Below are 24,624 nucleotides of genomic sequence, written 5' to 3' on the forward strand. Positions count from 1 at the left end.
CGCCGCCGCCCAGGCCCAGGCCCACGGAACGAGGTCCGACCCACGGGGGGCCGGACCTCGTTCCGCATGCCGTACGGTCACACCGCTCAGCCCTCCAGGGCCGCGCCGCGTCCGGACAGCCGCGACTGCCCGAACAGCCCCTCGACGACGGCCTCGACGTCGAAGCGGACGCGCTCGGTGGGCGGATAGCCGATCAGCTCCACCGCCCGGTGCGGCGGCAGCGGCTGCTCGCCGTCCTCCGCCGACTCCCACAGCATGACCGCGCCCCAGCGGTCGCCCTCCCGGTCGGCGATCCAGAACTTCAGGCGCAGCCCCGTGACCGCGGACCAGGACTGCACCGCCTCGTCGCGCAGATAGCTCCGCAGCGAGTCGATGGTCTGCTCGGACGCGGCGAGGTCCCACCAGGCGACCGTGGCCTTCACCCTTCGAGCACCTCCTTGATCCGTGTGGCGAACAGCCGGGGGCCGTGCGTGGTGAGCACCGACTCGGCGTGGAACTGAAGCGAGGCGAAGTGCGGTCCGCGCAGCGCGTGGATCTCGCCGTTGGCCGGGTCCCTGCTGATCTCCACCGGGCCGACGCCCGCGCGGTCGATCCGCTGGTTGCCGGTGCGGGCGGCGAAGCTGTTGTAGAAGCCGACGAGCTCGCGGTCGCCGAAGAGGTCGATCTCGCGCTGTGTGCCCTGGTTGGGGGTGTCGCAGCGGAACACGTCGAAGCCGAGCCGCAGGCTCAGCACCTGATGGCTGAGGCAGACCGCCAGGAACGGCCGGCGCTCGGCGAGCAGCTCGTCAATGGCGGCGTAGAGGCGGGCGATGCGGGGGTGCTCGACGTCGCGGGGATCGCCGGGTCCCGGGCCCATGACGACGAGGTCGTACGCGCTGGTGTCGTACGGCTCGTCGAAGCGGCGGACCGTCACCTCCAGGCCGAGCGAGCGCAGTTGGTGGGCCATCATCGCGGTGAAGGTGTCCTCGGCGTCCACGACGAGCGTCCGGTGGCCCGTCAGCGACGGCACGGGATCGGCCCCCGCCGGGTCGTCGAGCAGCCAGTACCTGGCCAGGCTCGCGGTCCGGTCCCCCAAGGTCGCCTTCACCTCGGGGTAGTCGCTGAACGGCCGCGGTCGGCCGACGGCGAGCGCGGACAGCAGCCCGACGGCCTTCGCCCGGGTCTCGGCGACCTCGGAGGAGGGCACCGAGTGCCGCACCAGGGTGGCCCCGACGGCGATCGACATCTGGCCCGTACGGTCGATGTCGGCGGTGCGGATGAGGATGGAGGAGTCCATGGCGGGCGCGCCGCGCCAGTCCCTGCCGATGAGCGCCATGACTCCGCTGTAGTAGCCGCGGCCCCGGCCCTCGTACCGGCTGATCACCCGGCAGGCGCTCTCCAGCGGGCTGCCGGTGACGGTCGGCGCGAACATCGTCTCCCGCAGGATCTCCCGCGGGTCGCGTGCCGACCGGCCCTCGATGAGGTACTCGGTGTGCGCGAGGTAGGCCATCTCCTTGAGGTAGGGGCCGCTCACGCGCCCGCCCTCGTCGCAGATCCGGGCCATCATCTTGAGCTCTTCGTCGACGACCATGTTCAGCTCGTCGCTTTCCTTGCTGTCGTGCAGGAAGTCCATCATCCCGGGCAGCGTCGGGCCGGTCGGCGGGTACCGGTAGGTGCCGCTGATCGGGTTCATCACGGCGACGCCGCCGCGCAGGCTGACGTGCCGCTCGGGAGTCGCGCCGACGAAGGTGCGGTCGCCGGTGTGCACGATGAAGGTCCAGTAGGCCCCCGACTCCCCCTCGCACAGCCGCCGGAAGAAGGTCAGCGCCTTGTTCAGCGCGTACGAGTCGATGCCGGCGACGTACGAGCGCTTGATCACGAAGTTGGCGCCCGTGCCCTCGGCTATCTCCTGCGCGGTGATCTGGCGGACGGTGTCGGCGTACTCCTCGTCGTCCACGTCGAAGCGCTCGTCCACCAGCCGGATGGGGACGACGGGTATCTGCTCCAGCACCTCGGCCACCGGCAGCACGGTCTGCTCCGTGACCCGCATCGCGATCATGGGGGCGCCGTCGTCGACGCAGACGTACCCCCGCTCGGCGATCTGCCGGTAGGGCACGATCACCAGGACCTCGTGGCCCGGCTTCCCCGGCTCTTCGCTCAGGGGGATGTCGGCCAGCGCGGCCGGCGTGGACACCTCGCCGATCAGCACGTCGAGACAGTCCCGGCCGCTGGAGTCCGGGCGGTGCACGACGGCGAAGGGCGGGGGCTCGGGCCCGAGCACCCGGGCCAGCAGACTCGTCCGGTCGGTCATGTCAGCACCTCCTCGGTCGTGGTCACCACGGCGCAGCGCTGAGCCGCGTAGTCGACGGCCCACCGGTGGTGGTCCGCGGAGAAGTCCGCCGTCGCGTCGGCCACCAGGAACGGCTGGATGTCGTTGGTGAACGCCTCCACCGCGCTCATCAGGACGCCCACATGCGCGTAGACGCCGCAGATGACGAGCTGGTCCCGGCCCTGCTCGCGCATCCGCGCGAGCAGGTCGGAGCGGAAGAAGGCGCTGTAGCGCCACTTGGTGAAGACCCAGTCCTCGGGCCCCGGGGCCAGCGGGCGCACCACCTCGCGGTCGGCGGGGTCCACGCGCATCCCGGGCCCCCAGAAGTCCTTGAGCAGGCCGCGCTGTTCCTCGGTCATGCCGCCGGGCTGGACGGTGTACGCGACGGGCACGCCGAGCGCGCGGCACCGGTCGCGCAGGACGACCGCGTTCTGGGTCAGCTGGCTGCGCAGCGGCTGCGGGAGGGGCCGCAGAAAGAACTGCTGCATATCGTGGACGAGCAGCACGGCGCGCCGGGGGTCGCCCCGCCAGCGGGCGACGTTGCCCGGCAGGTCGGCGGCGGTCGGCAGCGCGTACGGTGCGATGGCGGGGATTCCCACGGTCACCATCGCCGGCTCACCAGCGCTGGGCGGTCGGTCGTGCCTGCGGCCCGGTCTGTCGGTGTGTCCATGGCTCCACTGGCTTCACTTTCTCCTGTTCGAGCTGATGCTCCCTGGTCCATCCGCCGCGCCCGCTCCGTCTGTTCCGCCCGCTCCGGCCGCGCTGTCTGCGCCGGCTGGTCTGGCTGCGCTGTCTGGTCTGGCTGCTCTGTGCGTTCCGTCTGGTCGATGTGCTCCACCTGCTCGGCGAATCTGCGCCATACGTGGGCGCACTCGCGGGCGGCGGTCGCCACCGCGTCACGGCGGTGGGGCGGCACGGCGCCGGCGAGGGCGGCCCACTTCTCGTTGCTCACACAGTGCGCGTCCAGCAGCCGGAGCAGAGTGCGCCCCCTCTCGCTGAAGCGCAGGGACGGATCGGCCCGCAGTCGCCGCACGGACGGTGCGAGGGACCTCTCCCGCCGCTCCCGGCCCGCACTGCCCTCCTGGCTCTGCCGCCGCGTCCCGGCCGGCGCCGCAGCGGGGTCCGCCGCGGCGGGCCGCGTCGGCGGGCGGGGGTCCGCGCCGCTCATCAGCTGTGTGCGCACGGCGCGCACGGTCTCCGGCGAGATGCCCACGGCCGCGGCGACCTGCCGCAGGGACAGCTGGGGGTCCTCGCGCAGCATGCTGCCCGCGAGGCGGCGCCTCGCCAGGCCGTCGACGGGCCGTACGCGGCCGTCCCGGCCGATCCTGGCGACCGGCTGCGGGGCCGCGCCCGCGCTCTGACGGCGCAGATCGGCGATGGTCCTGGCGGACAGCCCGGTCGCCGAGGCGATGAGCCGGTCCGACCACTGCGGATGGGTCGAGACGATGCGGACCGCGGCCGCCTTGCGGTCGGCCGCGGTCAGCGGCAGGCCGTGCGCGACGTTGGCCCGTACGGCGAGGACGAAGGCGTCCGCCTCGTCGCCCTCGAAGAAGCGGACCGCGATCTGCCGCTGTCCGCGGAGCTTGGCCGCCCGCAGCCGGTGCAGCCCGTCGATGACGGCCATAGTCGCTCGGTGCACGATGACGGGCGGCAGTTCGGCCTGCGTCTCGGCCAGCGTTCTGACATGGTCCAGGTCCTCGCCGGCGCTGCGCGGCGAGCCCGCGCTGCGCAGTGCGCGCACGTCGACCATGACGGCCGGTCCGGGGTTCATGGGCGAGGGGGCGACCTCCCGCAGCAAGCCGACAGCGTTTTCAGTCACCTGGTGACCCTTTCGAACGACGTCGATCACGTCCTTGACCACCGTGCCGACGACGCGTCGCAATCCGCTCGAAAAGAGGTCGAAGTGACGCTGTGGTACGCGCCCTTGACTGGCTGATACCTATCCTGGTTGAGTGGATGAGCCACTGATCCACTCGGTAACTGCGGACTCGGAAGAGGGACTTCGTGGAGACACTGCCCCGCGAGACGATCGTCGACGTGCTGGAGGGCCGGCTGCGGGAGGACATCCTCGCCGGGCGTCATCCGGCGGGCAGCTATCTGCCCCCCGAGCGCCAGCTGGCCGACGGATACGGCGTCACCCGCACCACCCTCAAGCACGCCTTCGGACGGCTCGTCCAGGCGGGCCTGCTGGAGACGCGGCACGGCGTGGGCACCCGGGTGCGCGACTACGCACGGCTCGGCGGCGCCGATCTGCTGCCCATGCTGGTGCGGCACAGCCCGGACTGGATCGCCGAGGTCTTCGAGGTCCGGCGCGGCATCGGCGCGTTGATCGCCCGACGGGCCGCGGCCAAGGCGAGCGCGACGCAGTCGGCCGAGCTGCGCGAGCTGCTGGCGGCGGTGGGCGCCGCGCAGTCGGCGGACGCGGTCCAGCTGGCGGACGTCGAGGTCCACCGGGCGCTGGCCCGCGCCACCGGCAACCGCGTGTACGTCCTGCTGACCAACTCGCTCTTCAACGCCTATCTGCCGGTACGGTCCGCGCTCGCGGGCCCCTTCGCCGATCCGAAGACCGCGCGCGCACGGCTGGCCCCGGTGGTCGAGGCCGTCGCGGCGGGGGACGAGACGGCGGCGCACGCGGCCGCTGAGGCGTATCTGACCGCCACCGAGCGGATCATGCTGGAGGGGCTCGCATGAGCGCGCGGGGAACGCGGGGAACGCGGTTCGCGGAGACCATGCTCGGCGCCGCCCGCCTCGACGCGGACGGCCGCACGCTGCGGGCCCGGCTCGATCTGCGCGCGACGGCGGACACCGTGCTGCGGCCGGGCGGAACGACCGAGGCCAGGCTGGCGGGGCGGGTGCGGATCGCGGGCTTCGCCGACGACGCGCACGCTATAGGCGAGTTGGAGATCTCGCCGCTCACCCGCAGGCGGATCCGCTACCGGCTCTCCTTCGCCGCGGACGGCCGCAGGCTGACCCTGGACGGCTGGAAGTCCGTCACCGCGCTGCGCCCTGTGCGGTCGATGACCGTGCTGCCGTTCACGCTGTACGTAGACGGCGAGACGCCGAGCAGGATCGGCGAGGGCGTGCTGCGCTTCCCGGTGGCGGGCGGCCTGCTGCCCTTCCTCGCGAGCTTCCGCTTCCCCCGCCGCGAGGACGGCGCCCCGCTGCTGGCGCCGCGCTGGCGGGGCGAGCGGGGCCGTACGGAGGTCTGGTACACCACAGCGACCGACCCGGCCACCGGCAGCGGGATATGGCTGCACCACGAGCTGACCGCTCCCGCCGACGGCTCTCCGGCCTTCGCGCACGGCTGGGCTGCGGTCTTCCCCAAGGACGGCCCGGTCGCCCACGAGCGGTTCGGCCCCGAGCCCTGGCGCGGCTCACCGACAAAGCCAGAGGGAGAGGTCGGGGACGACGGGTTCGTCGCCGGAGGCGTCGCCGCCCGCCCCGGCCGCCTCACGGGCGCGGCCGGCGACTTCCGCTGGGATCTGACCGAACGCCCCGAGGACGGGCCGCTGTTCACCTTCCCCCGCTGGTCCTGGCGGCGTCCGCTGCTCCCGGCCGCGCAGATCCTGCCCGCCGCCCGCGCCTCGTACGACGGCACGGTCAGCTATGGGGACCGCACGCTGACGCTGAAGGACGCGCCCGGGGCCTCCGCCCGCATCTACGGCCACGGCAACGCCCGCCGCTGGGCCTGGCTCCATGCGGACCTGGGCGGCGGCGACGTACTGGAGATCGTCGCGGCGGTGTCCATGCGGCCCGGTCTGCGCCGGCTGCCTCCGCTGGTCTTCCTGCGTCTGCGCCGCCGGGGGCGGACCTGGCCCCGGCGGCCGGAGCGCGCGGCGGTCGGCTGGGCGGGCCTCGGCCGCTTCCGGGCCGAGGTGGGACTGCCGACCTGGACGGTGTCCGGGCGGGCCGGGCTGCGGCGCGTCCGCGTCGAGGTGACCCAGGCCGAGGAGCGCACGCTGACGCTGGACTACGCCGACCCCGACGGCGCCCCGGCCGTCTGCCGCAACAGCGAGAGGGCCGATGCCGTGATCCGGCTGGAGCGGTGGTGGGGGCGCTGGCGGCCGGAGGCCGAGTGGCGGCTGGACGGCACGGCGCACGCGGAGGTGGGCGGCCGATGACGCTCGCAGGGCTGGTCGCCGCGCTCCTCGCGGACGACGGCGGCGAAGGCGGCGACGGCGAGGCCTGGCTCGCGAAGGCGCCGCAACGCCTGGAGGACGTACTGGACTCGATGCCCGCGCATGCCCGCGCCGGTGTGCGGGGCGCGGCGGCGGCGGTGGACGCGTACGCCCTGGCGCGCACGGGACGGCGGCTGGCGGCGCTGCGCCCCGAGGAGCGCGAGGGCGTGATGGCCGCACTCGGCGCGCGGCCCGCGCTGGCGCCGCTGCTGGACCTGCTCAAGGCGCCGGTCCTGCTGGCCGCGGGGACGGAGCGGATGCTCCACCAGGAGCGCAGGGACCAGCCGGGCGCACTCCGTGTGCCTGCCGTCGCGCCCGTCGATCCGCCGCCCGCCGATCCGCCGCCCGTCGATCCGCCGCTCGACTGCACGCCCGCCGAGCAGTACCCCACGCGCAGCACGGCCGACGCCGTGGTGATCGGCTCCGGCGCCGGCGGGGCGATGGCGGCGCGCACGCTCGCACGGGCCGGGCTGCGCACCGTCGTGCTGGAGGAGGGCGAGCACCACACCACCGCCTCCTTCGGCCGCCGCCCGCCGCTGGAGCGGTTCGCGGAGCTGTACCGCGACGGCGGGGCCACCGTCGCCGTCGGCCGTCCGCCCCTGCTGCTGCCGACCGGGCGGGCCGTGGGAGGCACCACGATCGTCAACTCCGGCACGTGCTACCGCACCCCGGGCCACGTCCTGCGCCGCTGGCGCGCCGGTTTCGGCTTCGCGCTCGCGGAGGACCTGGACGCCTGCCTCGACGAGGCCGAGCGGAGCCTGAAGGTCGCCGTCCAGCCCCTCGACGTGATGGGCGCCAATGGACTGCTCGCGCTGGCCGGCGCCGAGCGGCTCGGCTGGCGGGCCGCCCCGCTGCGGCGCAACGCCCCCGGCTGCAAGGGCTCCTGCCAGTGCGTCGTGGGCTGTCCGACCGGCGCCAAGCAGAGCGTGCAGCTGTCGGTGCTGCCCGCCGCCTGCGCCGCCGGGGCCCGCATCGTCACCGGGGCGCGGGTGCGCCGGATCCTGGTGGACGCCGACCGGCCGGGCGGCCCGAGGGCGGCGGGGGTGCGCGTCCAGCGGCCCGACGGGAGCGAACTGGAGATCCTCAGCCCGCTGGTGGTCGTCGCGGCCGGCGCGCTCCAGTCCCCGCCGCTGCTGCGCCGCTCGGGCCTGGGCGGCCATCCGCGCCTGGGCCGCAACCTCAGCGTGCACCCCGCCACCAGCGTCGCCGGGCGCTTCAGCCGGCAGGTCAACGCCTGGGAGGGCGTGCTGCAGGGCGTGGGCGTGGAGGAGCTGCACGGCGAGGGCGTCCTCATCGAGGCGACCGCCACCCCGCCGGGCATGGGCAGCTTCGTCCTGCCGGGCCTCGGCCGCGAGCTGCGCGGCGAGCTGGAGGACGCGGGCCGGCTGGCGACGCTGGGCGCGATGATCGCCGACCGCCCCTCGGGCCGGGTGCTGGGCCGCGACCGCACGCTGATCCGCTACGACCTCGACCCGCGCGACGCCGGCCGTCTGACGACGGCGGTGCGGGCGATGGGACGGCTGCTGTTCGCGGCCGGCGCCGAGGAGGTCCTCACGGGCGTGCCGACTGCGCCGAGGGCCCGCTCGCTGGCCGAGCTCGAGGCGCTCATGGCCACGGTGACCGCCCGTCAGCTGCATCTGTCGGCGTTCCACCCCACCGGCACGGTCGCCGCGGGAGCGGACCCGCAGCGCTTCCCCGCCGACGCGGAGGGCCGGCTCCGCGGCGTCGAGGGCGTGCTGATCGCCGACGGGTCCGTGCTGCCGGGCTGTCCCGAGGTCAACCCGCAGCTGAGCATCATGGCGGCGGCTCTCGCCGCGACGGAGCGCTGCCTGACGTCGCGGCGCTCCCGGCCGGCCGCCGCCTGACGGCCGCGCCCGGAGCCGCCCCTGCTCACGGCTCGCTCGTGCCGCCCGCGGCGGGGAAGGCGTGGGCGGCCCACAGGGCTTCGACCTGGCCGTCGATGTCGTTCCACTCCGTCAGCAGCAGGGCTCGCTCCGGCGCGGAGAGGACGTCGACGCGGGAGAGGGGGCGGTCGGGGTCGGCGGCCGCGGCGCGGACGAGTCGTACCAGGCGCTCTGTCATCGTCTTGGCCGTGCTCTCGTCGAACAGGTCGGCGGCGTAGTGCAGGGACCCCGTCATACCGGACGGACCGGCGGGCGCGGCGACCGGTCCGCCTTCGGAGAAGACGAGCGCCAGGTCGAACTTGGCTGCTTCCGTGTCGATCTCCTCGACCACGACGCTCAGGCCCGGCAGCGACAGGTCGTTGCGGCCCGCGTTCTGGTAGGCCAGCATCACCTGGAACAGCGGGTGGTGGCCCAGGGAGCGGGCCGGCTTGAGGGCGTCCACCAGGCGGTCGAAGGGGCAGTCCTGGTGGGCGTGCGCGGACAGGTTCGTCTCCCTGGTCCGCAGGACGAGCTGACGGAAGGTCGGGGCGCCCGAGGTGTCGGTCCGCAGCACCAGGGTGTTGGTGAAGAACCCGATCAGGTCGTCGAGGGACTCGTCGGTGCGCCCGGAGAACGCGGCGCCCAGCGGGATGTCCGTGCCCGCCCCCAGCCGGGTCAGCAGCTCGGCGACCGCCGCCTGCACGGTCATGAACACCGTCGTGCCCGTCTCCCGGGCGAGCGCGTCCAGGCTCGCCTGGGTCCCCGCGTCCCAGCCGAAGGGGACGCGGCGGCCTCGGCCGGACGCCACCGGCGGCCTGGGTCGGTCGAGAGGCAGGCTCAGCAGCTCCGGCGCGCCCGTCAACTCCTGCTTCCAGTAGGCGAGATGCTCGGCCATCTCGCTGTCCGGGTCGCTCTCCTCGCCCAGTACGTCCCGCTGCCACACCGCGAAGTCGGCGTACTGCACGGGCAGCGGCTCCCACGCGGGCGGGGCGCCGTCGAGGCGGGCCGTGTAGGCCTGCGAGAGCTGGCGGGTGAGCGGGGTGGTGGACCAGTCGTCCGTGGCGATGTGGTGGACGAGGACGAGGAGGACGTGCTCGTCGGGGCCGGTGCGCAGCAGTGCGGTGCGGATCGGCGGCTCGACGGCGAGATCGAAGGCGTGGGCGGCCTCCTGCCGCAGCGCGGCGGCGAGTCCGGCGGGCTCGACGTCGCGGGCACGGAGGGCGGGGCGGGCCTCGGCGGCGTCGAGGACGCGCTGGACGGGCGCCCCGTCGACGTCGGGGAACACCGTGCGCAGACTCTCGTGGCGGGCGACGACGTCCGCGACGGCGTCGGCCAGCGCCGCGCGGTCGAGCGTGCCGGCGAGCCGCAGGACGAGGGGGACGTTGTACGTCGGGCTCGGACCCTCCATCTGGTAGTGGAACCACAGCCTGCGCTGGGCGTACGACAGCGGAATCTGCGGGCTCACTGGGCCTCCTGCTTCTCAGCGCGCGGACGCAACGACGGCCGGGCCTTCTTGGCGCTCGCCGAGCGCTCGGCGAGCGCGGCGACGGTGGGGGACTCGAACACGGCGCGGATGGGCAGCTCCACGCCCAGCGCCGTGCGGACGCGGCTGATCAGCCGCGTGGCGAGCAGGGAGTGGCCGCCAAGCTCGAAGAAGTCGTCGTCGACGCCCACCCGCTCCAGGCCCAGCACCTCGGCCATCAGGGCGCACAGGCTCTCCTCGCGCGGGGTGCGCGGTGCGCGGCCGGCGCCTGCCGCGGCGGGGCCGGGGGCCGGCAGCCGGGTCCGGTCGAGTTTGCCGTTGCCGGTGAGCGGCAGGGCGTCCAGCGGCACGAACGCCGACGGCCGCATGTAGTCCGGCAGACGAGCGGCCATATGGGAGCGCAGCTCGCCCGGCTCGGGGGCGGGCGTGTCCGCCGCTCCCTCCGGGGGGACGACGTACGCGACGATCCGCCGTGTGCCGCGCTCGTCCTGGTGCACCGTCACGGCGGCGCGGCCGACCGCCGGATGGCACCGCAGCACCGCCTCGATCTCGCCCAGCTCGATGCGGAAGCCCCGGAGCTTGACCTGGTCGTCGGTCCGGCCCACGAAGTCCAGGCGCCCGTCGGCGGTCCAGCGCACCAGGTCTCCGGTGCGGTACATCCGGCCGCCGGGCGGTCCGAAGGGGTCGGCGACGAAGCGTTCCGCGGTGAGCCCGGGGCGGCTCAGATAGCCGCGCGCCAGGCCCACGCCGGCGACGTACAGCTCGCCCTGGACGCCTTCGGGGACCGGGCGCAGGCCGCGGTCGAGCACATGGACGCGGGTGTTGGGCAGCGGACGGCCGATGAGGGGGCGGGAGCTGTCGGACATCCGCGCCCAGAGGGTGTCGACGGTGTACTCGGTGGGGCCGTAGGTGTTGTAGCCGCTGACGCCCGGGGTGTCCCGCAGCAGCTGCCACTGGGTCTGGGTGACCGCCTCGCCACCGAGGGCCAGCACGCGGGGCGTGGTCGACGCGTCGGCCAGCAGCCCGTGCTCCAGCAGCTGGTCGAAGAACGACGGCGGTATGTCCATGAAGTCGATGCCGAACCGGCTGGTGTAGGCGACGAACGCCGAGGGGTCGCGCCGGGTGTCGTCGTCGACGACGTGCAGTTCGTGGCCTGCGGTCATCCACAGCACCGGGGCCCAGGACGCGTCGAAGGAGATCGCTCCCGCCAGCGCCGCCTTGAGGGGGCGGCCGCCGGCCTGGGCGATGTCGTCGGCGTACAGGTCGCGGAAGTAGTGGTGGTAGAGGTTCGCCAGGCTCCGGTGCTCGATCACCACTCCCTTGGGGCGGCCCGTCGATCCCGAGGTGTGGATCGCGTACACCGGGTGGCCGGGGAGCAGCGGCGCCAGGCGGTCCCGGTCTTCGGGGTCGGTCGCGGGCTCGGCCGCGAGGGCGGCGAGGGTCCCGGCGGAGTCGATCGCGATCCGCTGTCCGGGGCAGCCCTCCCCCAGCACGTGCCCGGTCGCCCTGTCCGTCAGGACGACGACCGGGCGGACCTCGTCCAGGACGCCCGCGATCCGGTCCGTCGGGTGGGCGGGGTCCACGGGCACGTACGCCGCGCCGGACTTGGCGACCGCCAGCAGCGCCGTGATCAGCTCGGCCGAGCGGGGCAGCGCCACGGCCACGTACCGCTCGGGCCCGGCGCCGCGCGCGATCAGGTGGCGGGCCAGTCGGTTGGCCCGGGCGTCCAGCTCGGCGAAGGTCAGCCGCGTGTCGCCGCAGACGACGGCGGTGGCGTCGGGCGTCGCGGCCGCGCGGGACGCGAACAGCTGCGGCAGCAGCTCGGCCGGCTGCTCGCGGGCGGTGCTGTTCCAGTCGACCAGCATGCGCCGCCGTTCGTCGGCGTCCAGCAGCTCGGCCGAGCTGATCGGCCGGTCGGGGGCGGCCGACAGGACGTCGAGGAGCCGTACGAACCGCTGGGCGAAGCCCTCGGCGGTCCTGCGGTCGAACAGGTCGGCGCTGTACTCCACGGCGCCGGCGAGGCCCTCGCCGCCGGTGTCCCGCAGGTTCACGGCGAGGTCGAACTTCGCGGTGCCCGTCGTCAGGCGCAGCGGCCGGATCGTGAGGCCCGGCGCGCGCAGTTCGTCGGGCAGCGCCTCGTCGTGGCTCAGCATGACCTGGAAGAGCGGGGCGTGGGACAGCGAGCGCGCCGGGTTCAGCGCCTCCACCAGCCGCTCGAACGGCATGTCCTGGTGGGCGTACGCGCTCAGGTCGGCTTCGCGCACCCGGGCGAGGAGTTCGCGCAGCGTCGGGTCGCCGGAGGCGTCGGTGCGCAGGACGACCGTGTTGACGAAGTAGCCGACGAGGGAGTCGAGCCGGGGATCGGTCCGGCCGCCGACGGGCGTGCCGACGGGGATGTCGCTGCCGGCGCCCAGCCGGGACAGCAGGGCGGCGAGCACCGCGTGCAGCACCATGAACGGGGTGGCCCCCGTGCTGCGGCCCAGCTCGCGGACTCTGGCGTACAGTTCGCCGCCGACCTCGAAGTCGACCGATCCGCCGGCGTGCGAGAGAGCGGCGGGCCGGGGCCGGTCGGCGGGCAGTTCGAGGAGCTCGGGCGCGCCGGCCAGGGCGCCTCGCCAGTGGCCGAGCAGGCGCGCGGCGAGGCTGTGCGGATCGCTCTCGCTGCCGAGCCTCTCCCGCTGCCACAGGACGTGGTCGGCGTACTGGAGGGGCAGCGGCGCCCAGCCGGGGGCGCGCCCCTCCACGCGGGCCGCGTAGGCCTCGGCGACGTCCCGCAGGAGCGGGCCCATCGACAGGCCGTCGGTGACGATGTGGTGCATCGCCACGAGGAGCAGGTGCTCCGCGGGGCCGGCGGAGAAGACCGTGAAGCGCGAGGCCGGCGCGTCGCCCAGTGCGAAGGGCTCGTGGAGGGCGTCGGTCGCCGCCTGTGCCAGCCGCTCCTCGGCGGGGCCGGGCGCCGCGGGCAGGCGCACAAAGGCCAGGCCCGGGTGCGCGTCGGCGGGCAGGATCCGCTGGCACGGCTCGCCGTCGTCCTCGTGGAAGCCGGTCCGAAGCGTCTCGTGGCGGTCCACGACATCGTGTACCGCCCGGGTGAGCGCGGGCAGGTCCAGGTCGCCGGAGAGCCGCAGCGCCAGGCAGGAGTTGTAGGCCGCGCCGCCGTCGCGCCGGTTCAGGAACCACAGCGCGCGCTGCCCTGCGGAGAGCGGCAGGCGCTCGGGCCGGCGGCCGGCCCGCGCCAGGGGCTGCGGGGCGCCGCTCGGGGCCGCCTGGTCGAGCTGGGCGGCCAGGGCTCTGACCGTGCGGGCCCGGAAGACGTCGCGGATGGACGCCTGGAGGCCCAGCGTCGTGCGGACGCGCTCGACGAGCCTCAGGGCGGCCAGCGAGTGGCCGCCGAGCTCGAAGAAGTCCCGGTCGGCGCCGACGCTCGGAACGCCGAGGACCTCGGCGGCCAGGGCGCACAGGGCCCTCTCGCGGGGCGTGCCCGGCGCGGCGCCGGCGTACTGGTCCGGCTGGTGCTGCTCGGGGGCGGGCAGTTGGGCGGTGTCGACCTTGCCGTTGGGGGTGAGCGGGATCGCGTCGAGCAGGACGATCGCCGAGGGCACCATGTAGTCGGGCAGCCGCCCTGCCGCGTAGGCGCGCAGCCCGCTCGCCGTCGTCCGCCGGCCGGCGGCGGGCACCGCGTAGGCGACGATGCGGCGGCCGCCCGACGGGTCGTCGGCCACGACGGCCTTGACCTGGCCGACCGCCTCGTGCTCGGTCAGGGCGTGCTCGACGTCGCCGAGCTCGACGCGGTAGCCGCGCACCTTGACCTGGTGGTCGCGGCGCCCGGCGAACTCCAGCTGTCCCTCCGGGGTCCAGCGGCCGAGGTCGCCGGTGCGGTACATCCGGTCGCCGGGGGCCCCGAAGAGCGCTCCGAAGGGGTCGGCCACGAAGCGGGCGGAGGTGAGGCCGGGCCGGCCCGCGTAGCCGCGGGCGAGGCCGGGTCCCGCCACGTAGATCTCGCCGGCGACGCCGGGCGCCGTCAGGCGCAGCCGGGCGTCCAGGACGTACATCCGCACGTTGTCCATGGGGCGGCCGAGCGGCAGGGCGCCCGCCGGTATCGGCGCCCCGGGCGGGATGTGGTGCTCCGAGCAGTTGATGGTGGTCTCGGTGGCGCCGTAGACGTGCAGGACCTTCGCGCCCGGGTGGCGCGCGCGCCACTGGTCGAGCACCTCGCCCTGGAGGGCCTCGCCGCCGAGCATCAGCTCCCCGGTGGGCGACAGGCTGCTGGGCAGCGCGGCCAGCAGCGGCAGGGCGCTGGGGGTCGCCTTGAGGAAGTCGCAGCCGTCGGGCGCGGCCGGGTGCTCGGCGGACTCCGCGTCCAGCGTCGCCGCCCATACGCGCCCTCCGGCGGCCAGCGGCACGAACAGCGAGGTGACGCTCAGGTCGAAGGAGACCGACGAATGCCACAGCGAGGTGCCCCGCACGCTGCCGTACGAGCTGCTGGTGCAGGCCAAGTAGTGCGCCAGGGAGCGGTGTTCGATCACCGTGCCCTTGGGGCGGCCCGTCGAGCCCGAGGTGTAGACCACGTACGCGGCGTTCGCCGGGCGGAGCGGCGCGCTGCGCTCGTCGTCGGCGAGGTCGCCGTCGGGGAGGGCGGCCACGGCGGAGGCGACGGCCGGGTCGTCGAGCAGCACCGCGGCGGCGGCGCGGCCGGCGGGCGGCAGCAGCTCCAGGCCGTCGCGCGTGGTGAGCACGCAGGCGGGCCGGGCGTCGTCGACCATGGTCGCGATGCGCTCGGCCGGGTAGCCGAGGTCGACGGGCAGATAGCAGGCTCCGGCCTTCAGCACGGCCAGCAGCGCGACGACCAGGCCGGTCGAGCGGGGCAGCGCCACGGCGACGGTCTCGTCGGGGCCGGCGCCCTGGGCGACCAGGTAGCGGGCCAGACGGTTGGCGGCGGCGTGGAGTTCGGCGTACGTCAGGTCGCCGTCCCAGGAGGTGACGGCCGGCGCGTGCGGAGTGCGGCGAGCCTGTGTCTCAAGCACCGCGACCGCGGTGCTCACGGGGACCGGGCGGGCGGTGTCGTTGAAGTCCTTGAGCAGCCGGTCGTACTCGGCGGGGGCGAGCACCTCGACCGCGCCGAGGGGACGGTCGGGCGCCGAGGCGCCCTCGGTCAGCAGCCGGACGAGCCGGCCGCCGAGGAGCTCCGCGCTCTCGGGTCCGAACAGGTCGGCGTCCGCGTCCAGGGCGAGCTCCAAGCCGCCGTCCGCCGATTCCCCGCCGGCGCGCACGCGGACGTCCAGCTCGGCCGCCGGCAGGGGCGTCCCCGCCGGCTCCTGCGGCCCGCCGCAGCGGACTTGGAACGCGGTGTGGCGGGGGTGCGCCGCTGTCGCCCCCAGGGCGCCTGCGACCAGCGGGAGGGGGGCGGCGTGCGCGCGGGCCGCGCGGTCGGCGTCCCGTACGCGGCGCGTCAGCTCGCGCAGGCTGGGCTCGGCCGAGGTGTCGATCCGGAGCAGCAGGAAGGCGTCGTGGCCGTGGCCCGTCGTGCCCACCGCGATGTCGTCGCCCGCGCCGAGCCGCGTCAGCAGGCCTGCGAGCGCGGCCTGGACCACGGTGACGGCGCCGGCGCCCTCCTGCTCGGCGAGCGCGTCGACGGCGCGGCGCCCATGGGCCCCGACGGCGAGCGACAGGCGGGTGCGCAGGCCGCTGGGCTCGGCCGGCCGCTGGCGGTCGACGGGCAGTTCGAGCAGCGCCGGCAGTCCCGCGAGGCTCTCTCGCCAGTAGGTCAGGTGGTCCATTTCCGCTCCCGTCCGAGGTGGCGCCGTACACGACCGTGGTCACGAGCGGCGAAGTAGTCGATGTCGCGGGTGATCTCCTCGATCAGCCGCGTCCCGGTCCCGCCGTCGTCCCGGCCCAGCAGCCTGCGGTTGCGCTCCGCGCAGGCGTGGGAGAAGGGGAGCAGGCCGGGGCTGAAGTAGCGGAGCGCGCCGCTCGCGTCGCGTTTGGGGACGATCTGGGAGCGGGCGTGGACGCTGGCGCTGAAGGGGATGTCGAGCCGGCCGGCGCGGAAGGCCGCGTCGACGGCGCGGTGCAGATCGCCGCCGCCCAGCAGCGGGTCGACGATCTCGCTCACCTCGCGCTGGATCCAGTACGCCTCCTCCTCGACGCGGCTCTCGTCCAGCGTCACGAAGTCGAGCAGCCCGGACAGGGCGAGCGCCGAGGTCTTCATGCCGTGGACGTTCGCCGCGGCGTCGGGGATGCCGTGCGCCTCCCGGCAGGTCTTGCTGACGATCTTCGTGGCGCCGCCGAGGCGGCCGGTCAGCGCGCCGTAGAAGATCAGCTCCTCCGCCCGGTCGGCCTCCTCGGGGAAGACGCCCATGAACTCGTGGAGCACGGGGAAGACCTCGACCTCCGGCGGCAGATAGCGCGCGGCCAGCTCCCTGACCGACCGCAGCGCGGCGACGTCCTGGTGGACCTCCCCGCCCTGCGGATAGGCGATCGACAGACAGCGCACGCCTTCGGCGGCCGCGGCCATCGCCTCGACGAGGGTGATCGCGAGGCTGATCGACGGGGGCACGAGGACGGCCGTCAGCGTGCCGAACAGCTCGCGGTCCACCACGACCCCGGACCGGGCCAGCTCCCCGCACGCCCGGTCCACCTGGCGCCATGCCCGCAGCGACCGCTCCAGCGGCACGTCCTTGGAGTACGGCAGGTTGTACGAGATGCCGCCGCCCTCGAACGAGGTCATCCCCGACGCCACCGACACGGCGAACAGCACACGGGCGTCCGGCGAGCCGTGCCGTACCTCGAGCGGGGCGGCGACGCTCTCGTTCAGCTCCCGTCCGCGCTGCCAGCCGTGGGCGACCAGCGGATAGCCGTTGAGGTGGTGGGGGTGCTCGCGCAGGGTGGCGGCCGCCTCGTCGAAGTGGCACAGCCGGGTGTGGGAGTCGATGGTGACGCTGAGGATCCCGGGTGCGGCGCCCTGTTCGAGCTCGCCCAGCAGGGCGAGCATCCGCGCGTGTCCGCCGACCCCGCACCGCGGCTGGATCACCGGCGTCCCGCTGAGCTCCGCCGCGCGCAGCACGTCGAGCGCGCTCCGCTTGGGCAGCCCGGTCAGATAGCGCAGGGTCTCCTGCCGGTCGGGCAGCGCGGCGACGGTCTCGGGGTCGAGGCCGAGGGTGTCCTGGTCAAGCATGGAAGGGTCCGACGACAGGGGCGGGCCGCGCCGGGCGCAGCGCGTCCAGGAGCGGGGTGAGGGCGTCGGGGTCGCCGAGGATGTGGTCGACGCCCAGATCGAGGAGGGCCTGGCGGTCGGCGGCCGTGTCGTCGCCGCCGACGCAGAGGTTGCCGCCGAGCACCACGGGGACGTTCATCCGGCCCGCCGCCCGCAGTCGGGGCAGGCCTCGCAGGTCTTCGTAGGCATGACCGTTGAGGCTGCCGACGATGACCGCCTCGGCGCCGGGGTTGGCGTCCACGGCGTCCGCGAACTCCTCCAGCGGGGTGCAGACTCCGAGGTTGACGACGACGAATCCGTCCTGGCGCAGACGCATGGCGATCAGATGGTTGGCGACGGCGTGGGCGTCGCTGGCGGCCACCCCGAGGATGACGAGGCGGCCCCTGCGGTGTTCGGCGTGCGGGTTCATCCGGTGCTCCCTCGGCGCGCGGAGGCCGTCGCGCCCGTCGTCGTGTGCTGCCCCTCGCCCGTCGTGCCGCCTGTCTTCGTGTGCTGCCCCTCGCCCGTCGTCGCGGCGAGCGCCCGGGCGACGACGGCGCCGATGTGGGCGAGCGGCTCCGGGCGGGTCATCTCCAGGTGGGCGCAGTCCACTCGGTGCTCGTCGACCGTGCCGGTGACGTACGGCAGCCAGTCCTGCCACACGGGCGCGTCGGCCCCGCGCTCCAGGGCGGCGGTCACAAAGGTCACATCGCCTTGGAACACGTTCGGCTCGAAGTCCCGCATGACCGCGGCGTTGCGGATCATCGAACGGTGCACCGCCGCGACCTCCGCCTCGTCGAGGGGCGCTAAGACGCCCGCGTACCGGCGCAGTTCGGCGGCGCGGTCCTGGGGGTCTCCGGAGGCGACGGGCGTGTACCGCCCGCTGTCCTGGCCGCCCTGGGCCGGGTAGCCGTCGAGCAGGCAGAGCAGCCCGACCTCCTCGCCCATCGCCTGGAGCCGCACCGCCGTCTCGTGCGCGACGAGAGCGCCGAACGACCAGCCGAGCAGGTGGTACGGGCCGTGCGGCCGCACCTGACGGATCCGCTCGACGTAGTGGGCGGCCAGGTCCTCGATCCGGCCCTCCGCATGAGCCGGATCCGTGAGAGCGGGGTCCTGCAGCCCGTAGACCGGACGCCCGGGACCGATGAGACGGGGCAGACCGGCGTAGCACCAGCTGGTCCCGGCCACGGGATGGACGCAGAACAGCGGGTCCCCGGCGCCTCCGGTGCGCAGCGGGAGCAGTGTCTCCAGGCCGCTCGTGGAGCGCTGCCCGGCGCCTCCGTCCAGCGCGGCGGCGAGGCCTGCGACGGTCGGGCTGTCGAACAGCGTGCGCACGGGCAGCTCGGCGCCGAGCGTGGACCGGACCCGGCTGAGCAGCCGGGTCGCGAGGAGCGAGTGCCCGCCCAGGTCGAAGAAGCTGGTGTGGACGCCTACTTCGGGCACGCCGAGCACCTCCGCGAACAGCTCGCCGAGCAGCTGCTCCCGCACGGAGCGCGGCCGCTGTCCGTCCGGGCCGATCGGCGGGGGCGCCGGGAGGGCGCGGACGTCGACCTTGCCGTTGGCGTTCAGGGGGATCTCGTCGACGGCCACGCACTGGGCGGGGACCATGTAGTCGGGCAGCAGCCGTCCCGCGTGGCCGCGCAAGGCGCCGCCGTGGACGCCGTCGGGCCCGGCCGGCACGACGTAGGCGATCAGCCGGCGGTGGCCCGGCCGGTCCTCGCGGGCGACGACGACGGCCCGGGACACCGAGGGGTGGCTGGTGAGCGCGGTCTCGATCTCGCTGGGCTCGATGCGGAAGCCGCGGATCTTGATCTGGTCGTCGGTGCGCCCCAGGTACTCCAGCTGTCCCTGGGAGGTCCAGCGGGCCAGGTCGCCCGTGCGGTACATCCGCCGGCCGGAGTCCGCGCCGGCGAAGGGGTCGGCCACGAACCGCTCGGCGGTCAGCGCGGGCTTGCCGACATAGCCCCGGGCCAGGCCCTCGCCCGCGATGTACAGCTCTCCCGGCGCGCCGGGCGGCACCAGGCTCAGATGCCGGTCCAGCAGATACAGCCGCACCCCCGGGATCGCCCGCCCGATCGGCGGCGCCGCAGGCCACTCGCCGGGATCCCCGGACAGGATCGACGACGAGGCGTGATGCGTCTCCGAGGGCCCGTACTGGTTCTCCAGCACCACCCCCTCCAACGACGCCAGGAACGCACGCGTCTCCGCCGACAGCCGCAGCGGCTCGCCGCCGACGCTGAGGTGACGCAGCGCGAGCTCCGTGGGCCGCTCGGTCCAGGAGACCGCCAGCTGCTCGAGCTGCGCCGGGGAGAGGTACATCCGCTCGATCCGCTCGGCGGCCGCCAGCTGAAGCAGCCGTCCGGTGTCGCGCCGGGTCTCCTCGTCGACGAGGACGAGCCGGTCGCCGCGCAGCAGGGTGACGAACACCTCCTGGAGCCATACGTCGAAGCCGTGCGAGGCGATCTGCGCACAGGATCGCGGCGCCACGTGGTGGGCGCGCTCGCGGTACCGGTCGAAGCGCACGACGTTGGCGATGGTCCGCCAGTCGACGACGATGCCCTTGGGCCGGCCCGTCGAGCCCGACGTATAGATCACATACATCGCCGACCGCACATCGCCCACCCCGGCAGACACCGGCGCCGGCGCAACCGGCGGCCGCTCAGCCAACACCGCGTCGCCGTCGTACACCACCACCGGCGGCCCCCCGGCCGGCAACGACCCCGCCAGCTGAGAACTCGCCAACACCACCCGAGCACCCGCGTCCGCCACCATGAACGCCAACCGCTCCCTGGGCAGCTCCGGCGCCAACGGCAGACACACCGCACCCGCCCTCAACACACCCAGCAGCCCCACCACCGCGTCCACACCACGCCCCAGACAGACCCCCACCACATCCCCAGGACCCACCCCCGACGCACGCAGAACCCCGGCCAGCCGACCAGCCCGCCCCGCCAGCTCCCCATAGCCCACACGCTCCACGCCGCACACCAACGCCACCGCGTCCGGCACCGACGCCGCCCGCTCCTCGAACAATCCGAGCGGATGGCCCACCGGTCCCTCGTCGGCGGCCGGGTCGTCCGCGCCCTGCGCCAGGACGTCGTCCGCGCCGGCCTGCGGCGACAGCCGGGACACCCGCGCCTCGGGGTCGGCGGCGACGGCCTGGCAGAGGGCGACGAACTGATCCGTCAGACGGCGTACGGTCGCCGGCTCGAAGAGGTCGGTGCTGAAGCAGACGGTTCCCTCCAAGCCCTTCTCGCTCTCCTGGAGCTGCATCTCCAGGTCGAAGCGGGTCTGTCCGAGGTCCCTGCGGACGCGCTCCACCGACCAGTGGGCCGGGGCGGCGTGGTCGTCGGCGGCGCTGAGGGCGAACAGGATCTGGAACACGGGGTTGCGGCTGACGTCCCGCTCGGGCGCCAGCTCCTCGACGACCCGGTCAAAGGGCACGTCCTGGTTGGCCTGCGCCTCCAGCGCGATGTCCCGCAGCCGCCCGAGCAGCTCCACGAAGGAGGGGTCGTCGTCCCAGGTCAGCCGGAGCGCCATGGTGTTGACGAAGAAGCCGACCAGGTCTTCCAGCTCGGGCCGTACGCGTCCGGCGACGGGCGATCCGGTGACCACGTCGCCGGTCCCGGTGTACCGGGCGAGCAGGATGTCGAAGGCGGTGAGCAGCACCATGAACGGCGTCGCGCTGTGCGCGTGCCCGATGCGGCGCAGGGCGTCGGCGGTGTCCCCCGGGACCGTGAAGTCGACGCGGCGCCCTCGGCCGCTGAGCGTCCTGGGGCGGGGGTGGTCGGTCGGCAGCCCGTGCAGCGCGGGGGCGCCGTCGAGCAGCTCCGTCCAGAAGCCCAGCTGCTCGCGGGTGCGTCCGCTCTCGTCCAGGGCGTGCTGCCAGGCCGCGTAGTCCGCGTACTGCACCGCGAGCGGGGGCAGCGGGTCGGGCCGGCCGTCGGCGAACGCGTCGTACAGCGCGGACAGATCACTCCAGAGGACGTCCATCGACCAGGCGTCGACGACGATGTGGTGGAGGTGGAGCACGAAGCAGTGGCGGTCGTCGCCGAGCCGGAACAGCTGGGCCCGCACGAGGGGCCCGGCCGTCAGGTCGAAGGGGCGCAGCGCCTGTGCGTGCGCGAGCCGTGCGGCCTCCAGCTGGGCCGCTTCGGCGCCCAGCTCCCTCAGGTCGGCGCTCTCCCAGTCGAAGTCGGCCGTCGGCGCGATGACCTGGTACGGGTCTCCGCCCTCGCTGGCGAAGCCGGTGCGCAGCACCTCGTGCCGGTCGCCGACCGCGTTCAGGGCTCGGCGCAGCAGCGCGGGCTCCAGCGGGCCGCGAATGTGCCACATCTCGCTGACGTTGTACGCCGGTGAGCCGGGGGCCAGTTGGTCGAAGAACCACATCCGGCGCTGGGCGAAGGACAGGCGCGCGTCGCCGGCCGCGCGGGGGAGAACCGCGGGCGTTTGGCTGCGAAGCGGCGGCTTCCTGGTGTCGAGGACCTCGGCGAGCCTGCGGACGGTGGCGCAGTCGAAGAGGTCCCGTACGGAGACGGTCGCGTCCAGGGCGGCTCGGGTGCGCGACACCGCCTGCGTGGCGAGCAGGGAGTGTCCGCCGAGCTCGAAGAAGTCGTCGTCGACGCCGATGCCCTCGACCTTGAGCAGGCTCTCCCAGATGCCGACGAGCGCCTTCTGGGTGGCGGTGGCGGCGGGGGCGTACCGGCCCGTGAGCCGTCGCGAGCCGACCGGCACGGGCAGGGCGCGCCGGTCGATCTTGCCGTTGCGGGTCAGCGGCAGGCTCGTCGCCCGGACGAAGGCGGCGGGGAGCATATAGGCGGGGAGCCGGGCGCGCAGGAAGTCGCGGAGCGCGGACTCGTCGAAGCGCGCCGGATCGGTGGGCACGATGTGCGCGGCGAGCCTGCGGGCGCCGGGCGGGTCCTCGTACGCCGCGACGGCCGCGTCGTGCACGTCCGCGTGGCTGGTGAGCGCGGTCTCGATCTCGCTGGGCTCGATGCGGAAGCCGCGGATCTTGATCTGGTCGTCGGTGCGGCCGAGGTACTCCAGCTGTCCCTGAGAGGTCCAGCGGGCCAGGTCGCCCGTGCGGTACATCCGCCGGCCGGAGTCCGCCCCGGCGAAGGGATCGGCCACGAACCGCTCGGCGGTCAGCGCGGGCTTGCCGACATACCCCCGCGCCAGGCCCTCGCCCGCGATGTACAGCTCGCCCGGCGCGCCGGGCGGCACCAGGCTCAGATGCCGGTCCAGCAGATACAGCCGCACCCCCGGGATCGCCCGCCCGATCGGCGGCGCCGCAGGCCACCGCTCCGGATCCCCGGACAGGATCGACGACGAGGCGTGATGCGTCTCCGAGGGCCCGTACTGGTTCTCCAGCACCACCCCCTCCAACGACGCCAGGAACGCACGGGTCTGCGGGGTCAGGGCGAGGGCGTCCCCGGAGACGAACACATGCGTCAGACAGAGGTCGACGGGCCGTTCCGACCAGGAGATCGCCAACTGGGCCAGCAGCGCCGGGGAGAGGTACATCCGCTCGATCCGCTCGGCCGCCAGCAGCTCCAGCAGCCGCTCGGCGTCCTGGCGCACGGCTTCCTCGACGAGCACCAGACGGCCGCCGCGGGCCAGGGTCGCGAAGATCTCCAGGAACGAGACGTCGAAGCCGACCGACGCGAGCTGGAGGCAGGCCACGGGGGTGTCGCCCAGATACTGGTCCCGGTAGAGGTCGAAGCGCACGACGTTGGCGATGGTCCGCCAGTCGACGACGATGCCCTTGGGCCGGCCCGTCGAGCCCGACGTGTAGATCACATACATCGCCGACCGCACATCGCCCACCCCGGCAGACACCGGCGACGGCGCAACCGGCGGCCGCTCAGCCAACACCGCGTCGCCGTCGTACACCACCACCGGCGGCCCCCCAGCCGGCAACGACCCCGCCAGCTGAGAACTCGCCAACACCACCCGAGCACCCGCGTCCGAAACCATGAACGCCAACCGCTCCCCGGGCAGCTCCGGCGCCAACGGCAGACACACCGCACCCGCCCTCAACACACCCAGCAGACCCACCACCGCGTCCACACCACGCCCCAAGCAGACCCCCACCACATCCCCAGGACCCACCCCCGACGCACGCAGAACCCCGGCCAGCCGACCAGCCCGCCCCGCCAGCTCCCCATAGCCCACACGCTCCACGCCGCACACCAACGCCACCGCGTCCGGACCCGACGCCGCCCGCTCCTCGAACAACCCGAGGAGATCACTGCCGTACTCGTGAATCGTCTTCTTCATCGCCCACGCTCCGTCGACCAAGGCACCGCACCGAACCGTCCGCCGTGTGCGTCGGGCCCGGCTGCCGGGCCCGACGCGGCTCTGTCATGTCAGGGCGCGTCCGTGGTCGCAGTGCCGCCGGCCGTCCGCGGTGCGCAGGTCGGCGAGGACGTTGAGCCGGCGCAGCCAGCGGTCCGTGCCGTCGTAGCGGGCGGTGAAGGGGCGCCGTCCGTGCACGGCCCGCTTGTTGTCGATGATCATCAGCTCTCCGGGGGCGACGACGACGTCGCGCAGCCCCGCGTCGATGCCGCGGACGAGGGCCTTGAGCGCCTCGGCCGGCGCCCCTTCGTGCAGCTCGCCCGGCATGAAGGCCGGGTCGATGCAGATGGCGGGCGCCTCGGGGGATCCGGAGAGGACAGCGGTGCGCCGGGGCTTCTCGTGCATTTCGGCGATCTGCTGGAAGGCGTCGACCGTCTGGGAGTCCGCGGCGATTCCGGTGGTGGTGCTGTTGAAAGCGACGGTGTGCGAGTCGTCGGGAAGAATGACGTAGTGCTCCTCGAAGAGCAGCTCGCGTGTGCGCGCGTCGAGTTCGATGTCCTGGACCGGTGCGAATGTGGTCGGCACCTTGTCGTGGTTGCGCAGCGACAACAGCATGATCCAGTCGGCGCGCAGCGGGTGGAACGCGTCCTCGTTGTGCCATTCGAGATTTCCGGTCGAGCTGGAGCCGAGCTGCTGCTCTTCGTGGCCCGCGATGGGAAAGAGATCGAGGACCATTCGGCCGCGCTGCTGCGTCATATAGGAGACCGGGTCGCCGAGAAGGGATCCGAGCAGCATCAGGAGCGCCGAGGCCCGCTCCGCCTCGCGGCCGGCCGGGTCGTCGGTGTAGGCGGTGGGGGTCGGGCCGGCCAGCGCCTCGTCGACGGGCAGATTCGCCAGGAGCAGCCCGCCGTAGGGGCGGCCGGTGAGCCGGAAGCCGGTCAGCTGCGCCTTGACGCGTACGGGTATCTCATGGGCGAGCAGGGCGACTTCGTCGAGCCGGCGCTCCAGCGGCACACCGGGCGCGGCGTCCAGGGCTGCGTCGGCGAGCTCCCCGATCAGCGCTCTCTCCGCCTCGCTCAACTCCAGACAGGGAACATCGTCGGCGGCGCGCGGACGCAGTTCCTCCGCAAGTGCTTGAGAAATAGAGGCTATTGCGGTTCCCATGGAAATCTTCCCCTCGAATCCAGCAGCCACCCACCTTCCGGAGCTTGCTCACGTCGTGGCAGGTGTCGTTTATCCCGTGAGCAGTGTTTCTCGGCGCAAACCTACCGACCGGACCGAGC

At 74.1% G+C, this 24,624-nt stretch carries 13 protein-coding genes; 3 read left to right on the forward strand and 10 right to left on the reverse strand.

The window, feature by feature from the left end; genetic code table 11:
• Positions 1-86 precede the first annotated feature (86 nt).
• From AB0M39_RS10005 to AB0M39_RS10020, 4 genes are read right to left on the reverse strand one after another with little or no spacing between them, the layout of a single operon-like run.
• The gene (locus AB0M39_RS10005) at positions 87-422 is read right to left on the reverse strand and encodes a hypothetical protein (RefSeq protein ID WP_365362168.1); all 336 of its coding nucleotides are present in this window, start codon (positions 420-422) and stop codon (positions 87-89) included.
• Positions 419-2,290, reverse strand: a complete 1,872-nt coding sequence (locus AB0M39_RS10010; RefSeq protein ID WP_365362169.1) for an anthranilate synthase family protein — start codon at positions 2,288-2,290, stop codon at positions 419-421. Before AB0M39_RS10010 ends, AB0M39_RS10005 begins: the two co-directional genes overlap by 4 nt.
• Positions 2,287-2,916, reverse strand: coding sequence for an isochorismatase family protein (locus AB0M39_RS10015; RefSeq protein WP_365362171.1), 630 nt, complete (start codon positions 2,914-2,916; stop codon positions 2,287-2,289). Before AB0M39_RS10015 ends, AB0M39_RS10010 begins: the two co-directional genes overlap by 4 nt.
• On the reverse strand, positions 2,910-4,127 hold the full coding sequence (locus AB0M39_RS10020) for a ParB/RepB/Spo0J family partition protein (protein ID WP_365362173.1): 1,218 nt from the start codon (positions 4,125-4,127) through the stop codon (positions 2,910-2,912). Before AB0M39_RS10020 ends, AB0M39_RS10015 begins: the two co-directional genes overlap by 7 nt.
• A 185-nt stretch (positions 4,128-4,312) precedes the next feature.
• On the opposite strand from AB0M39_RS10020, the gene AB0M39_RS10025 reads away from it, so the two are divergent.
• Genes AB0M39_RS10025 through AB0M39_RS10035 form a run of 3 tightly spaced genes read left to right on the forward strand, consistent with a single transcriptional unit; the run spans position 4,313 to position 8,351 of the window.
• Positions 4,313-4,999, forward strand: coding sequence for a GntR family transcriptional regulator (locus AB0M39_RS10025; protein WP_365362175.1), 687 nt, complete (start codon positions 4,313-4,315; stop codon positions 4,997-4,999).
• Positions 4,996-6,429 (forward strand): hypothetical protein, encoded by a 1,434-nt coding sequence (locus AB0M39_RS10030; RefSeq protein ID WP_365362177.1) that lies wholly within the window; start codon positions 4,996-4,998, stop codon positions 6,427-6,429. The genes AB0M39_RS10025 and AB0M39_RS10030 overlap by 4 nt, the downstream gene beginning before the upstream one ends.
• The gene (locus AB0M39_RS10035; RefSeq protein WP_365362179.1) at positions 6,426-8,351 is read left to right on the forward strand and encodes a GMC family oxidoreductase; all 1,926 of its coding nucleotides are present in this window, start codon (positions 6,426-6,428) and stop codon (positions 8,349-8,351) included. The genes AB0M39_RS10030 and AB0M39_RS10035 overlap by 4 nt, the downstream gene beginning before the upstream one ends.
• A 25-nt stretch (positions 8,352-8,376) precedes the next feature.
• On the opposite strand, the gene AB0M39_RS10040 is transcribed toward AB0M39_RS10035, so the two are convergent.
• The 6 genes from AB0M39_RS10040 to gntD all read right to left on the reverse strand — a co-directional run bounded on the left by AB0M39_RS10040 (position 8,377) and on the right by gntD (position 24,505).
• A complete protein-coding gene (locus AB0M39_RS10040; protein WP_365362181.1) occupies positions 8,377-9,834 on the reverse strand; it encodes a condensation domain-containing protein in 1,458 nt (485 codons plus the stop codon).
• Positions 9,831-15,629 carry an amino acid adenylation domain-containing protein gene (locus AB0M39_RS10045; protein WP_365362183.1) on the reverse strand — a complete coding sequence of 1,933 codons (5,799 nt, stop codon included), beginning with the start codon at positions 15,627-15,629 and terminating at the stop codon, positions 9,831-9,833. The genes AB0M39_RS10040 and AB0M39_RS10045 overlap by 4 nt, the downstream gene beginning before the upstream one ends.
• On the reverse strand, positions 15,617-17,026 hold the full coding sequence (locus AB0M39_RS10050; RefSeq protein ID WP_365362185.1) for a methylaspartate mutase: 1,410 nt from the start codon (positions 17,024-17,026) through the stop codon (positions 15,617-15,619). The genes AB0M39_RS10045 and AB0M39_RS10050 overlap by 13 nt, the downstream gene beginning before the upstream one ends.
• Complete coding sequence (locus AB0M39_RS10055; RefSeq protein WP_365362187.1) at positions 17,019-17,474, reverse strand: cobalamin-dependent protein; 456 nt, start codon at positions 17,472-17,474, stop codon at positions 17,019-17,021. Before AB0M39_RS10055 ends, AB0M39_RS10050 begins: the two co-directional genes overlap by 8 nt.
• Positions 17,471-23,323 (reverse strand): amino acid adenylation domain-containing protein, encoded by a 5,853-nt coding sequence (locus AB0M39_RS10060; protein WP_365362189.1) that lies wholly within the window; start codon positions 23,321-23,323, stop codon positions 17,471-17,473. The genes AB0M39_RS10055 and AB0M39_RS10060 overlap by 4 nt, the downstream gene beginning before the upstream one ends.
• An 84-nt stretch (positions 23,324-23,407) precedes the next feature.
• On the reverse strand, positions 23,408-24,505 hold the full coding sequence (gntD, locus tag AB0M39_RS10065) for a guanitoxin biosynthesis L-enduracididine beta-hydroxylase GntD (protein ID WP_365362191.1): 1,098 nt from the start codon (positions 24,503-24,505) through the stop codon (positions 23,408-23,410).
• Positions 24,506-24,624 lie beyond the last annotated feature (119 nt).

The sequence above is a fragment of the Streptomyces sp. NPDC051907 genome (assembly GCF_040681075.1).
Lineage (GTDB): Bacteria > Actinomycetota > Actinomycetes > Streptomycetales > Streptomycetaceae > Streptomyces.